The 13,942-nt window shown below is 62.4% G+C and carries 10 protein-coding genes; all 10 read left to right on the forward strand.

The annotated features are described in order from the left end of the window. Window positions 1-117 precede the first annotated feature (117 nt). The 10 genes from PGP17_RS07865 (at window position 118) to PGP17_RS07910 (ending at window position 13,941) form a co-directional block, all read left to right on the forward strand. Window positions 118-849: a GntR family transcriptional regulator gene (locus PGP17_RS07865; protein WP_270374872.1), complete on the forward strand. Its 732-nt coding sequence runs from the start codon at window positions 118-120 to the stop codon at window positions 847-849. 263 nt (window positions 850-1,112) lie between these two features. Further along, complete coding sequence (locus PGP17_RS07870; RefSeq protein ID WP_270374873.1) at window positions 1,113-3,452, forward strand: TonB-dependent receptor; 2,340 nt, start codon at window positions 1,113-1,115, stop codon at window positions 3,450-3,452. Between the two features lie 123 nt (window positions 3,453-3,575). Next, a complete protein-coding gene (locus tag PGP17_RS07875) occupies window positions 3,576-4,697 on the forward strand; it encodes a YkvI family membrane protein (RefSeq protein ID WP_270374874.1) in 1,122 nt (373 codons plus the stop codon). 13 nt (window positions 4,698-4,710) lie between these two features. Next, on the forward strand, window positions 4,711-5,754 hold the full coding sequence (locus PGP17_RS07880) for a DUF1611 domain-containing protein (protein ID WP_442915140.1): 1,044 nt from the start codon (window positions 4,711-4,713) through the stop codon (window positions 5,752-5,754). Window positions 5,755-5,759: 5 nt separating this feature from the next. Continuing rightward, a complete protein-coding gene (gene dgcA, locus PGP17_RS07885; protein ID WP_270374876.1) occupies window positions 5,760-6,749 on the forward strand; it encodes an N-acetyl-D-Glu racemase DgcA in 990 nt (329 codons plus the stop codon). A 46-nt stretch (window positions 6,750-6,795) separates the two neighbouring features. Beyond that, on the forward strand, window positions 6,796-7,932 hold the full coding sequence (locus PGP17_RS07890) for a DUF819 family protein (RefSeq protein WP_270374877.1): 1,137 nt from the start codon (window positions 6,796-6,798) through the stop codon (window positions 7,930-7,932). A 36-nt stretch (window positions 7,933-7,968) separates the two neighbouring features. Next, the gene (locus tag PGP17_RS07895) at window positions 7,969-10,038 is read left to right on the forward strand and encodes a serine hydrolase domain-containing protein (RefSeq protein ID WP_270374878.1); all 2,070 of its coding nucleotides are present in this window, start codon (window positions 7,969-7,971) and stop codon (window positions 10,036-10,038) included. Between the two features lie 125 nt (window positions 10,039-10,163). Beyond that, window positions 10,164-10,718, forward strand: coding sequence for an RNA polymerase sigma factor (locus PGP17_RS07900; protein WP_270374879.1), 555 nt, complete (start codon window positions 10,164-10,166; stop codon window positions 10,716-10,718). Further along, window positions 10,715-11,689, forward strand: a complete 975-nt coding sequence (locus PGP17_RS07905) for a FecR family protein (protein ID WP_270374880.1) — start codon at window positions 10,715-10,717, stop codon at window positions 11,687-11,689. The genes PGP17_RS07900 and PGP17_RS07905 overlap by 4 nt, the downstream gene beginning before the upstream one ends. Before the next feature lie 107 nt (window positions 11,690-11,796). Further along, on the forward strand, window positions 11,797-13,941 hold the full coding sequence (locus tag PGP17_RS07910) for a TonB-dependent receptor (protein ID WP_270374881.1): 2,145 nt from the start codon (window positions 11,797-11,799) through the stop codon (window positions 13,939-13,941). Window position 13,942 lies beyond the last annotated feature (1 nt).

The raw sequence follows: 13,942 nt of genomic DNA on the forward strand, positions 1-13,942 counted from the left end.
CTACGCTAACGGAAAGCGCGGCATTAATACAGCCTTATTTTGGAATAAGGCTTATATAAGCCCTGTCCTTAGGGGAGGTGGATCCCTCAGGCGGTCGGTGAAACCCCAGGAAACGAAGTGATCGACGGAATGAGCAAGAAGGCGCAGATACGAAAGCCAGCGATGACAGGGGGCGGCGATCCGGCCTCGGCCTACGAGGTCATCATGGACGCGATCGTGACGCAGAAACTGGCGCCCAGTCAGAAAGTGTCCGAGAATATCCTCACCGAGATGTTCGATATCAGCCGCACGACCGCGCGGAACATCATGGAACAGCTCACCGCACAGCAATTCCTCGTCTCGGTCTCCCCCAGAATCACCCGAGTGGCCCCGCTGACTCTTCTTGACGTGAAGCAGAACTTCGCGATGCGGAAAATCCTCCAACCGGAGGTTTTCGCGATGGCTGCCTCCCAGGTGGACCATGAGCAAATCGTGCGGATGAATGAGGACACCTCGCACAAAACCCCGATCCAGGATGATCAGCTCGCGTTGAATATTCTAAAGGCGAACAAGCATTTCAACGTCTTCATGGCCCAGCACGTGAAGTATCCGCTTATGATCCACTGGGTGCGCCAGCTGGAGGATACGACGATGCGAATCTACTGGCTCTACGTGAAGCTCAACCGCACGCTGCCCTATACCTGGGAACACCAGCGCGCATTGGTCGATGCGGTCCGGCGCGATGCCTCGGATGATATTCGCGCACAGGTTCACAAGATGCTCTCCAGCTCCGAGGAGCGTGTGCTGGACGCCTTGTTCATGCACGATCAGCTCTACATGCAGGATCTGAAAATTCCCAGCCGGAGTTAACACTCACCGGCTGCAGCCGGTGCTGTCGGCCGGACTTGAAACGGTCGCCCTGAGCGGCCGGTGACGCGCCATCATCTCAAAAATCAACCAGTTAACGGCATGCGGCTTCACGCCTTTGCCTGGGTGTCGCCGTGTCCGGTGCCCAGGTTTGCTTGCGAATTTTGAGTTTTGCCTTCCCAACGCAACAAAACTGCCATAGTGTCGAATAAGGCTGCTAAAAAATAGCGCTTTGACAGCTGTGGCGGCAAAAAGGGGAGTGTATCATGTCTCATCATCTGAAAATCGGGCTTCTTGCGAGCGTGGCCATGGCCGCGCCCGTGGCGGCACAAGACACCGCGCCGGGGGGCGCAGACGAGAGCGCATCACGTGACGTGATTACCGTCACGGCGCGGTTCCGCGAGGAATCGGTCCAGGACATCGGCGCAAGTATCGCGGGGATTTCCGGCGACGACATTCGCCAGCGCGGTATCCAGGATATCGAGGACCTCGCCCGAGCCATTGCGGGGATGCAGAACGTAAAAACGCGTCAGAACTCCAACGACATCGCGATCCGCGGGGTACGCAGCGCGGGTAGCGGCTACGAAACCAGCACCGTGTTCAGCGTTTTCCTCGACGATGTCTCTGTGACGGGATCAGGCAATATCCGCGACTTCAGCTCGGTGGACCTGGACCGGATCGAAGTTATCCGGGGGCCCCAGCCCACCCTGTTCGGCGAAGGCGCAGTGGGCGGCGTGATCCGTTACTTCACCAACGACCCCGATCTTGATGGTGAGCGCTTCACCGGTGAAGCGGCCGGGCGGATCGAGTCGATCGAGGATGGCGGCATGGCCTATACGGTCCAGAACGCGTCTTCCTTCATTCTCGTGCCCGGAAAGCTGGGGCTCCGCGTGTCCGGCTTTCAGCGCGAAGATGACGGCTTCATCGACAATCCCAGCGAGGGCGAGGACGTCAACGATTTCGAGACCGCTGGCGGGCGCGCCGTGCTGCTCGCACGACCGACTCCGAAACTCGAGGTCCGGCTGTCCGCTTTCCTTTCCCGCGATGAGCTCGGCGAATCCACACAGGTCGACCCTGGCTCCGATCCCGAGGATCTGACTTTCGGCGCCTCACCGCGCTCGGGTAACTACTCTGACGATTTCGGCCTCTATGCCGGTCGCATCTCCTACAGTTTCGACGTCGGCGAGGTGACATCCATCACCGGCTACTACGAACGCGACACCTCGTCGTCGCTGTTCAGCGCCGGTAACTCGTTCGGTCTGGCTCCCTTCTTTCCGACGGTGGATACGACGACCTTCTCGACGAGCAGCGGCGAGTTCGAGCAATTCTCGCAAGAACTGCGTTTCGTCTCGGACCTCGAGGGTCCATTGAACTTCACTGCCGGCGCCTATTACCGCGATCGACAGGATGTCAGCGGTCAATTCCTTACAGGCGACGGATTTGTCACCGTGACGACGCCAGCGACCGAGAATCTCGCCACGAGGCTCTCGAGTACTGTGTCCGAGCAATATTCTGCGTTCGCAGAGGTGACTTACGAGGTCACCGACCGGTTTCGTCTGATCGGCGGAGCCCGCTATGTGAAGGACACCGTCACGGCATCGCTCCAACAGGACAATGTCGTGAATCTCGTGCCCGAGTTCGACAGTGGCGGTAATCTCATTCCCTGGACTGAAAGCAATCCGATCGGGTTTGTCAGTACGCTCGCGGTTCTCGAGAGCGCAGGCGTCGGTACCGATTTCGAATTCGAGCTTGAAGAATTTCTGCCGCGCGCCGGTGTCGAGTTCGAAGTTTCGGAGGACATTCTGCTCTACGGCAACGTGGCGCGCGGTGCACGCAATGGCGGCATCGGCAATGCCATTGCGGCGCTTGGCGCTTCGGGCGGGGATCAGGACGTCTTCCTCAACAATCTCACTTTCGATGAAGACTCGGTATTGTCGGTCGATGCGGGCGTCAAGGCGTCCTGGTTCGACGGCAACCTGATCACCAATGTCGGCGTCTTCCGGACGACCTACGAAGACACCCAGATCTGGGTGAATACACCGGCCAACAATACGGTCAACGGCCCCGAACAATCCATCGTCGGCATGGAAATCGAGACGACACTGGAGGTGAATGACAGCCTGTCCACCTTCCTCAACATGACGCTGACGGATGCCCAGTTTGAAGAGGGTGCGCTCATCACCGCGCCACCAGGCGGACCGGTTGGGCCTTTCGATCTGCGTGAGGGCAATCATCCGTCGAACATCCCCGAGTTCAGCATGTCGGCCGGTTATTCGTTCGAGCGGCCGATCGGACCGGCCGGGTGGACGCTGAATTCCACCGGCTCTTTCCAGTATGTCGGCGAGCGCTTCTCCAACGTCCAGAATTTCCAGTCGGCTGAACTGGACTCTCTGGAGCTTCTCAATCTGCGAGTGGGCGTCTCCAACGACAGGTGGGGGCTGCATGTCTTCGGGACGAATCTGTTGAACGACATCGAGGCCGTCAGCACCGCCTCGAACCCGCTTCAGCAGTTCATCACGGCGGAGGGCCAGCTCGACGCTCCGATCATCGCGACCAACGTCAATCGGCCGCGGTCTGTCGGACTGAGCCTTTCCCTGCGCTACTAGGCAGGCCATCGCGATGGGTCCGGCAGCGACGGTTCGACCGTCCTGCCGGACGCGCCACTACCCGGTCAGGGGTAACGCCTCGGCTGAAAGGCCAGGGCAGGGACATTGTCGTCAACAGGCAGAATGACCAGCATTTTCAGGACATATCTTCTCCCCGGCCTGGTTTTCCAGTCTGTGATTATCGGAGGTGGCTACGGCACCGGGCGTGAGATCGCGGAATTCTTCCTCTCTCACGGAGCTCTGGGCGGATTGCTCGGCTTTGCCGCGACCGCGGCAACGTGGGCAATAATCCTTGCGCTGGGCTTCGAGTTCTCGCGCATCATGAAAGCCTATGATTACAAGACGTTCTTTGTCGCGCTCCTGGGCCCCTTCTGGCGCCTGTTCGAGATCCTGTATGTGCTGATCGCGCTTCTCGTGCTTTCGGTGCTCGGTTCTGCGGCGGGCCGGATGGTGGCGGAAGCGTTCGGGATTTCGACGATTGCGGGATCTCTCGGCCTGCTGCTTACCATCGGAGTGCTGGCGTTCTTCGGAGGCTCTGTCATAGCCCGGGTCATGGCCTGGTGGTCTCTGCTCCTGTTTGCGCTCTACGCGGTGTTCTTCATCTGGGTGGCGATCTCCTTCGGCGACGCCATCGCGTCCACATTGGAGGTCGGGCAGGTCGATGGCGGATGGCTTCTCGATGGCGTTCGCTACGCGGCCTACAATCTGGTCGCGTTCGCCGCCGTGCTCTTCGTTCTTCCAAGCCTGAAGACACGCCGGGAAGCCATCCTCTCCGGCGCACTTGCGGGCGCGATCAGCGTCATTCCCGGTGTGCTGGTCTTCGTCGCCATGCTCGCCCGTTATCCAGACATCCAGCAACAAGCCGTGCCGGTGGTCTTCCTGCTTCAGACGCTGAATGTCGTGTGGCTGAGTATTCTGTTCCAGGTCGTGCTCTTCGGCACGTTCGTGGAAACCGGTGTTGGGATCATCCACGCCATCAACGAACGCATCGCGGCAGCGATGACCGCGAGCGGCCGCGCCTTCCCGCATTGGGCGCGGTTTGTCCTGGCAATCGTCTTCCTGGCGACCGCGATCTTTCTTGCCGAAGCAATCGGCATCATCGACCTGATCGCCGGCGGCTACGGCATTTTGTCGTACGCCTTCATCGCCATTGTCGTCGCCCCGCTCCTAACAATCGGACTTTTCAAGATCGCAGTGGCGAAAGAAAAACAGACGGAGGAACACCGTGTCTCTTGCAACCAATGAGGACTTCCAGGGTGTGGCTTCGATCCCCACCGGCCTCCGGACCGTCCAGCTGAAGGCTCCCTACCTCATCTATTTTGGTGATGTCCGGGACAAGGGCCACGCCAAGACAGGCCTTGGCCTCATCCAGTGGCGCCGCGAACACTGTGCCGGCCAGCTGCGTGGCCAGGGGTGCCAGGTGGATGGCGGGCTCCCCGACATGACGATTTCGCAGGCTGTCGCGGAGGGCGTCGGGTCGATCGTGATCGGTGTGGCTTCCGAAGGCGGAACGATCCCGAAAGCCTGGATCAATGACCTTGCGCAAGCGGCCCGTGCTGGTCTCGACGTCGTGTCAGGCATGCATGTGCGCCTTGCCGATTTTCCGGAGATACAACTCGCGGCGCGGGCGTCCGGCGCGCGCCTTCTGGATATCCGGACCCCGCCGAGGTCCATTCCCGTCGGCACAGGTGAGAAGCGCTCCGGGCGCCGTCTGCTGACGGTCGGCACCGACTGCGCGGTGGGCAAGAAGTACACCGCGCTTGCACTCGAGCGGGAGATGCGCGCGCGGGGCATGGACGCGAACTTCCGCGCGACGGGACAGACCGGAATCATGATTGCAGGGACAGGTATTCCCCTGGACTGCGTCGTTTCGGACTTCCTGTCCGGCGCTGCCGAACTCCTGTCGCCGGCCGCTTCACCCGATCACTGGGACGTCATCGAGGGGCAAGGCTCCCTCTCTCATCCGAGCTTTGCAGGCGTGAGTCTTGGACTGTTGCATGGTGCACAGCCGGACGCGCTCGTCCTCTGTCACGATCCGTCAAGGGACTATCTTCTGAGCGCCGGGGTAGGCCGCAAATTCCCCGTGCTGCCCGTCTCCGAGAGTATCGAGCAGTGTCTCACATTTGCCCGCCGCGTGAATCCCGAGGCGCGCTTCGTCGGGGTGGCCATCAACACCTCAGCGCTGCCGGACGACGACAAGGCTGCGCTGGTCGACCGATACGAACGGGAAACGGGCCTGCCGGTTGTCGATCCCATCAAAGACGGGACCGCCCGCATCATCGACAGACTGCTCGGAGAATAAGGGGCATGACAATGCGATTGAGCGTGCACCGCGCGAGCTGGCCGATGACGGCCCCGTTCGTCATCACCGGCCATGTCTTCGACAGTCTCGAAGCGGTTGTCGTAGCCGTGGAGCAGGACGGCAAGGTGGGCCGCGGAGAGGGCGTACCGGTTTATTATCTGCAGGAACGCTCCGAGGAGATGCTCGATCAGATCGAAGCAATCCGGCCTGCGATCGAAGCCGGAGTAAGCCGCAGCGAAATTCAAGAGCTATTGCCTCATGGCGGAGCGCGGAACGCCGTCGACTGCGCGCTGTGGGATCTCGAGGCCAAGCAGAAGCAGGTCTCCATCTGGGAGCTCACCGGGGTGGAGCCTCGGCAGCGAAAGACCGCCTTCACCCTGGGCATTCAGGAGAGACCCGAGCTGATGGCGCAGCAGGCGGCGCGTGCGCGCGACTACTCGCTGATCAAGATCAAGCTCAATGATGTGGATCCGGTCGAGCGCGTGACCGCCGTGCGAGCGGCGCGTCCTGATGCCGAGATCATCATCGACGCGAACCAGGGCTTTTCCTTCGATCTGCTCAAGTCTGTGCTCGCTCCGTTCGCCGACCTGAACGTGGCGATGGTTGAACAGCCCCTGCCGCGCGGCGCAGATGAGGCGCTGGAGGGCTTCAGCTCGCCGATTCCGCTGTGTGCGGACGAAAGCTGCCTTCATCGAGGCGAGCTCCAGGCGGCGCTGCAGCGCTATGACATGATTAACATCAAGCTCGACAAGACCGGTGGTCTCACCGAAGCCCTCGCCCTGGCAAGGGAAGCGCGTGAGGCGGGCAAAGGGCTGATGGTGGGTAACATGCTCGGCACGTCACTCTCGATGGCACCGGCCTTCGTGATCGCTCAGCTCTGCGATTTCGTGGACCTGGACGGGCCGCTCAATCTGAAATCGGATGCCATGCCGTCCATGCAGTATCGCGGCGGAGCGGTGGAGGCGCCGCGCTCGCAGTTCTGGGGATGCCCATGATCGGCCTGGCGCCATCGCGAGCCAGATCTGACGCAGGCAGAAGCCGTTGATCGGTGCGGACAACATCTTCGGGCTGCTCGCAGCCCTGCTTGCGATCTGCGCTGTGGCCGCAGGCCTTGAGCGAACCGCGCTGGGCAGGCGCATTTCCGGCGCGGGCATCATTCTCCTGACAGCGCTGGTTGCGGCACAATTTGAGATTTTGCCGAAGACGGCGCCGCTCTACGGGGCGATCTGGACCTATATGGTCCCGCTCGCGATCGCCCTGTTCCTGCTGAAAGCCGATCTCGTGCGGGTGTTCAGCGAAGGCGGACGCGTCCTTGTCGCCTTCCTCGTCGGCATGGCCGGGACGATCGTGGGCGCCGGCCTCGCCGCGCTCGTTGTCGATCTGGGAGCTGATGAGGCGAAGATCGCGGCGGTTTTCACGGCGACCTACACCGGCGGCTCGCTCAATTTCGTCGCCGTCGCAGAGGCCGTAGGGTTCGATGACAATTCTCAGCTGTCCGCCGCACTGGCGATCGACAGCATTTTTGGCGTGGGATTCATCGTCCTTCTAAACGTGTGCGCCGGGTGGGGGCTGTTCAAGCGCTGGTACGGATGGCGCCTGGACGCCGCGCTGGGCGAGGGGGGCATCGCCCGGACAGAGACAGCACCGGCGCCGAGCCTGTTCGGCCTGCTGAGCGCGCTTGCCATCTCCGCGGCTGCGGTGGCGGCGAGCAGCATGATCTCCGGCGCCCTCGGGTTTCCCGAATACGAGCTTCTCGTGCTCACACTCCTCGTCACCGCTGTGGCAACGACAGGGCGAAGACTGCTCGCCGGCCTCCATGGCGAAGACATCGTAGCCATGATGTTCATGTATCTGTTCTTCGCCATCATCGGTGCCGGTGCCGACCTGAACGAGATGCTCCGCGCTGCACCCGGAATGTTCGTGATGGTCGGCTTCATATTCGCCGTCCACCTGGCGTTCATGCTGGTCGCGGGCCGGCTTCTGAAGCTGAACTATGCCGAACTCGTAACCGCGTCGCTTGCGTGTATTGCCGGACCGCCGATCGCGGCGGCCATCGCGATCCTCTTCAAGTGGCGCAATCTGGTGGCGCCGGGAATTCTCACCGGCATCCTTGGCTATGTGCTGGGCAACTTCGCGGGCGTCGGAATATTTGCCCTGCTCGAAGGCCAGGTTCCATGACTCTGTCTACTCGTAAAACATAATCGGGAGGTTGAAATGTCCGTGAATACGCAACTGGAGTGGCGGCGCCGCATGCGCCGCAAGACGTGGCCGGCGAACGCGTTCATCAGCATGTTTTCCAGGGTGGCAGCAGCCTTCTTCCGGCCGGCCTTGACCGCCCTGGTAGCGGCGATGGTGCTCGCTCCGGCTCACGCCCAGAATATCGAGCCGCCGATGGACCAGCCGGTTCCGACCCAGACAAGCGGCATCGAGGACGTCGAGCCCGAGCGTGAGCCTCTCCTCGACCCCGCCGACGTGACTGCCTGGCTCGATGGCTACATGCCCTATGCGCTCGCCCGCGGTGATATTGCTGGTGCTGTCGTCACTGTGGTCAGCGACGGCGAGATCATCGTCAATCGCGGCTATGGGTATTCCGATCTGGAGACCGAAACGCCGGTCGATCCGGAGCGTACGCTGTTTCGTCCCGGCTCCACCTCGAAGCTCTTCACCTGGACCGCGGTGATGCAGCTGGTCGAGCGTGGCGAGCTCGATCTCGATGCCGATATCAACAGCTATCTCGATTTCGAGGTGCCGTCGGCGGGCCGGCCGGTGACCTTGCGGGACGTGATGACCCATACGCCGGGCTTTGAAGAGGTCTTCCGAAACCTGATCATGGCGGATACCAGTGCGGCACCCTCGCTGGCGGACTATGTCCGCGAGAATATCCCCGGAGCCGTCTTCCCGCCCGGTGAAGTGCCGGCCTACTCCAACTATGCTACGGCGCTGGCCGGCCACATCGTGGCGCAGGTCTCCGGCCTGAGCTTTGACGACTATGTCGAAACACATATCTTCGAGCCGCTGGGGATGGAGAACTCGACGTTCCGTCAGCCCTTGCCAGAGCGGTTTTCCGGTCAGATGTCGAGCGCTTATACCAAAGCCTCTGACGGCGAAGCGCAAGCCTTCGAGATCATTCCCGCCGCGCCGGCAGGCGCCCTGTCATCAACCGGGGCCGATATGGGCCGCTTCATGATCGCCCATCTCGATGAGGGCGGCCCGCTGCTCGAACCGGGCCGGGCCGAACAGATGCACACGAGCGCGGACCGTCATTTCTCGTCCCTCAATGCCATGATGCTCGGCTTTTACGAGCAGGATCGCAACGGTCTGTCCATCATCGGTCATGGTGGGGACACGCAGTATTTTCACTCCAATCTCCACCTCTTCCTTGATGAGGGCGTGGGCCTGTTCGTTTCAATGAACAGCAGCGGGGTGAGCGGCGCCTCCGGTACCATACGCGATGCGCTCTTCACCGGCTTCACGGATCGCTATTTCCCCGCCGAGACGGAGGATCGCCCAACGCTGGACAGCGCGGCGGAACACGGCGCACAGCTTGCCGGCGTGTATGAGATATCCCGCGGCGCCTACACGAACTTCTTCAGCGCGCTTTCCCTGGTGAGCCAGATCAAGCTGGAGATGAACGAGGATAACGAACTGATCGTGCCCCTCCTGACCGATCCGGCGGGAAACCCGACGCGCTGGCGCGAGGTGGAACCCTATCTCTGGCAACGCGTGGGCGGGACGGATCTGCTGGCCGCAGAGATGGAGGACGGAAGGGTGGTCTCCTGGACCGTGGAGCCAGTCTCCCCAATCATGATTTTCCGGCCCGTGCCGTGGTGGAAGTCGAGCGCGCTCATGCTGCCGCTTCTGGGCGCAGCTTTCGGCGCGCTGGCGCTGACCGTGATCTTCTGGCCGGTCCGCGCCATCGTACGCTGGCGCTACAAGACTCGCTTCAACCTGGAGGGCCATCAGGCCTGGACGCATCGCCTGGTCCGGCTCGGAGCGGTCGGCGTGATCGCGCACACGGCAGGCTGGGTCATCCTGCTGAGCAGCATGATGTCTGACCTCAGTATGATGTCCGGCGGGGCGGACGGCTGGATTCGCCTGCTCCAGATCGGTGCTATCCTCCCGCTTGCGGCGCTCGGCCTTTCTGTCTGGAACGCCTCGGAGGTCTGGCGCGGTCAGTCCAGCTGGTTCGGCAAGCTCTGGAGCCTTGTTCTGGTGGCCGCTTTCCTAATCGTGGTCTGGTTCGACGCGGTCGGAAACCTGTTCAGCTTCAGTCTTTCGTACTGAAGCTGCCAGGCGGGCGCGGAGCCTTCGCCGTCTGGCGATAGGCTTCGCTGCCTGGCCGATCGCCGCCTGCTATTCTTGACACGTCGGTGACGCTGGCGCCCTTTGGTAAGGAGGGAGAAGTGGGTGTGAGCGTCGACGACTGGTTTGTCCTGGAGGTCTTGCCGCTAGAGGCGGCGCTGGAGCGCTATCTCCGGCGCAACTGGCGGTCTGTCGACGAAATCGCGGACCTTCGCCAGGAAGTCTATGCCCGCGTCTACCGCGCGGCTCAGACACGATTGCCCGAGCACACACGGGCACTTGTCTTCGCCACGGCGCGCAATCTGATTGTCGACCATGTACGGCGCGAGCGGGTTGTCAGCATCGAAACGGTGATGGATATCGACGCGCTACCCGTCTCTACAGAGGCGGAAACCGATTCCGCGTTCACGAGCCGTAGCGAACTTCGTGCCCTGCAGAGCGAACTCGACAAGATGCCCGCCCGAACCCGCGATATCGTCATTCTACGCAAGATTTACGGCTATTCGCAGAGCGAGACGGCGGACCAGTTGGGCGTGAGCGAACCGACGGTTGAACGTCACGTCGGCCGCGGGATGCGTCAGCTGGCCGATGCGCTGGGCCGGGTGCTCAACCCTGGACGCAAGACCACCACTTCTCGCAGTCGCAAGGGGCAGGGGTCATGACGCACCGGCAGGCGGACCGTGATGCATCGGCATGGCTCGCGCGGCTCGACGCGGAAGGCCGGATTCACGCGGACACCAGGTTAGAGGTTCTGGTTGGTGAGAATCGCGAATTTGCCGAATGGCTTGAAGGTTCGATCGAACGCCGGGTCGCCGTGTTGCGACTGCTTTCAGCCTGGCAGAGCGCTGACCGGCTGGCGGCCCTCAATGTGGAGAATCCGGCAAGCCGGGCGACGCCATGGCGGCAATCAGTTCTGTCCGCCGCCGCCGCGATCCTTCTCGTCGCGATCGTCGCCGTTGCGCTCTGGCGCAACGTACCGGCTGATGCGCCGGAGTTGGAGGTTTTCACGGCCAACCTGGAAACCGAGACAGGGGAGCGGGAGACGGCGTCGCTACCCGAGGGCTCGCGCATCGAGTTGAATACGGCGAGCCGCGTTTCGGTGCGGATCGATGCGCAGACGCGCCGGGTCGAACTGCAGGACGGGGAGGCCTATTTCGATGTTGCGAGTGAGCCGGCCCGCGCGTTCACTGTCGATGCCGGGCTCGCCGAGGTCATTGTGCTGGGGACCCGTTTTGCCATCGACCGGCGCGACGAGAGGGTCACGCTGACCGTAATAGAGGGCAGCGTGCGTGTGCGCGGGGCGGGCGGCTCGGCGGTTCTGACTGCAGGACGATCCGCAGAGGTGGACGCGGATGGACGGATCGATCTGGCAGATCTGTCCCAACGCGACCTCGACCGCGCAACCGCCTGGCGCAGAGGTCGTATCTATTTCGAGGACGTACCGCTCTCCCAGGTGGCGGAGGAATTCAACCGGTATAACCGGGCCAAGCTGTTCGTGCATGAGGATGTGGCCGACATCCATATCGGCGGGAACTTCCGGACCGACAATGTGGAAGGCTTTGTGGCCCTCCTGTCCGACGGCCTGGGTCTTACCGTGGAACGCGGCAACAACGTGCTTTACGTCACGCGCTGAAATATTCTGCATTTTTCTTGATGGAAATATGACGGCTGTTCGTCTGAACCGGTGAGAGGCCAGCCCAATTTGCAGGCGGGTCCGGGACAAGAAACGGGGAGACGTTCATGAAATCCACTTTGCTGGCGAGCTGCAGCGCGGCCGCTCTGGTGCTTTGCGCGGCCGGGGCCTCAGCCCAGGCGCAGGAGGCGTCCGAGCCTGTGCGTTTCGAGATTCCCGCCGGCTCGATGAGCCAGGCGCTGGACCTCTATGCCGATCAGACCGGCCGTGAGCTGATCTACGAGACCGGACGGGTCGAGACGCTGAGTGCACAAGGCCTCTCGGGCATCCACGATGCTGACGCGGCACTTTCGGTCATGCTGGACGGGACCGGGCTGGCCTATACGGCGGACGCCTCAGGCGCCGTAATGGTCTACGCCAGCCATCAGGAGCCGGAACCCGAATCCGACCGGGACCCGGAGCCGGTCCGGCGTCAGGCCAGGTTCGACCAGGCGCCTGCCGATGTGGTGACCGTTGTGGGCTCCCAGATCCCGGGGCTTCAGACCGATGGCCAGCTGCCGGTCACGATCATCGACCGCGACGAGATCGCGGCGGTGGCCGCGACCAGCGGTGACGAGCTCTATCGCTCCATCCCGCAAATGGGCGACGTGGCGTTCAACAGTACCGAGAATGTCAGCGGCGGGATCAATTCCGCACGCGGCGACGTGGCCTCGATCAATCTGCGTGCGTTGGGAACCGGCAATACGCTGACGCTCATCAACGGGCGCCGGATGGTCAATCACCCCGGCACTCAATCTGAAAACCTGGTCCCGGTCGTATCGTCCAACGCCAATGCGATCCCGGTGCGCGGCGTGTCGCGTGTGGAAGTGCTGCTCGACGGGGCCTCGGCCCTGTACGGCTCGGACGCAGTGGCTGGCGTGGTGAACAACGTGCTGCGCGATGATTTCGACGGGCTGAATGTCGCCGTGCGCTATGGCATGGAGCCTGAAATCTCCGCTTCGGAAAGCTCGATCGGTCTGGAATTCGGACGGAATTTCAACCAGGACCGCAGCAATATCTCGGTCTATGCGAGCTATCTGGACCGAGATCCCGTGCAGGCGAGCGAGCGCGATTTCTCGGCCAATGCCGATCTGCGCGACCGGCTGCCGGAGGACTGGGCGAACGACATCCAGTTCCGCAATAATTCCAACAACTCGCCCTGGGGGGCATTCACCCTGCTGGACCCGGCCACGGGCGATCCGGTGTCCATCCCGGGCGTCACGACCGGCTCGGGCGGGTTCAACATCCGTCCTGCCGGCGATCCAGATTGCACCGCGCCTTACCAGGACGGGCTGTGCATCGCGCCGGGCAACGGCGCCGGGGATGTCGCGTCGCGCTACAACACCAACTCCTCGCGCACGATCAATAACGGGGTGAGCCGCCTGAACCTGTTTGCCACGGCCGATCACGACTTCGATAACGGCATCTCGGTCTTCGCCGAGGGCGGCTATTACTGGGCGGACTCCGAGGCCGAGCGCTCCGGCTCCGCCCAGCTCAGCGCCGAGCGGGCCGTCATCCCGTCGTCCAATTATTACAATCCCTTCGGTGCGGCCGGGACCAATGGCCGGATCGACGCGCTGGGCCTGCCCGCCGCCGGCTATGACGTGCTGCTGCGCCGCTACCGGCTGGTCGATGCCGGGTCGCGCAAGATCTCGGTGGAGAATACCAGCTGGCGCGCCCTTGCAGGGCTTGAGGGTCAGCTGGGCGGTTTCGACTGGGAAACGGCTTTTCTCTATTCGGAAGCGGAAACCGACGACACCACGACGCGCACCTCGAACACGCTGTTCGCCGACGCGCTCGCGATGGGTGGGCCCGCCGCCTACAACCCGTTCAATGGCGGGGGATTGCCGCTATCGGAATCGGGGGATAATACCCCCAGCGATCCCGGCACTATCGACGGCTTCCTCGTACCTGTCTCCCGGATTTCTTCCACTAGTCTCGCGCTTTGGGACGTTAAATTGTCACGACCCGACCTCTTCCAGCTGCCAGCTGGCAGTGTCGGTGTCGCGCTTGGGCTCGAACAGCGCCGCGAGACCTTTTCCGACGATCGCGACCCGCGCCTGGACGGTACGATCCAGTTCCTGGCCCCTGAGACCGGCGAGCTGACCAGCGACGTGATGGGCTCCAGCCCGACGATCGACTCCAGCGGCGCGCGCAACGTCTCCTCGGCCTTCGCCGAGCTGGCGGTACCCGTGATCTCGCCGGACATGTAGA

Source organism: Marinicauda sp. Alg238-R41 (assembly GCF_947331485.1).
GTDB lineage: Bacteria > Pseudomonadota > Alphaproteobacteria > Caulobacterales > Maricaulaceae > Marinicauda > Marinicauda pacifica.

Coding starts and splice junctions, on each gene's coding strand:
- PGP17_RS07905 (WP_270374880.1), top strand. CDS start 10,715: ATGACGCACCGGCAGGCGGACCGTGATGCATCGGCATGGCTCGCGCGG.
- PGP17_RS07870 (WP_270374873.1), top strand. CDS start 1,113: ATGTCTCATCATCTGAAAATCGGGCTTCTTGCGAGCGTGGCCATGGCC.
- PGP17_RS07895 (WP_270374878.1), top strand. CDS start 7,969: ATGTCCGTGAATACGCAACTGGAGTGGCGGCGCCGCATGCGCCGCAAG.
- PGP17_RS07910 (WP_270374881.1), top strand. CDS start 11,797: ATGAAATCCACTTTGCTGGCGAGCTGCAGCGCGGCCGCTCTGGTGCTT.
- PGP17_RS07875 (WP_270374874.1), top strand. CDS start 3,576: ATGACCAGCATTTTCAGGACATATCTTCTCCCCGGCCTGGTTTTCCAG.
- dgcA (WP_270374876.1), top strand. CDS start 5,760: ATGACAATGCGATTGAGCGTGCACCGCGCGAGCTGGCCGATGACGGCC.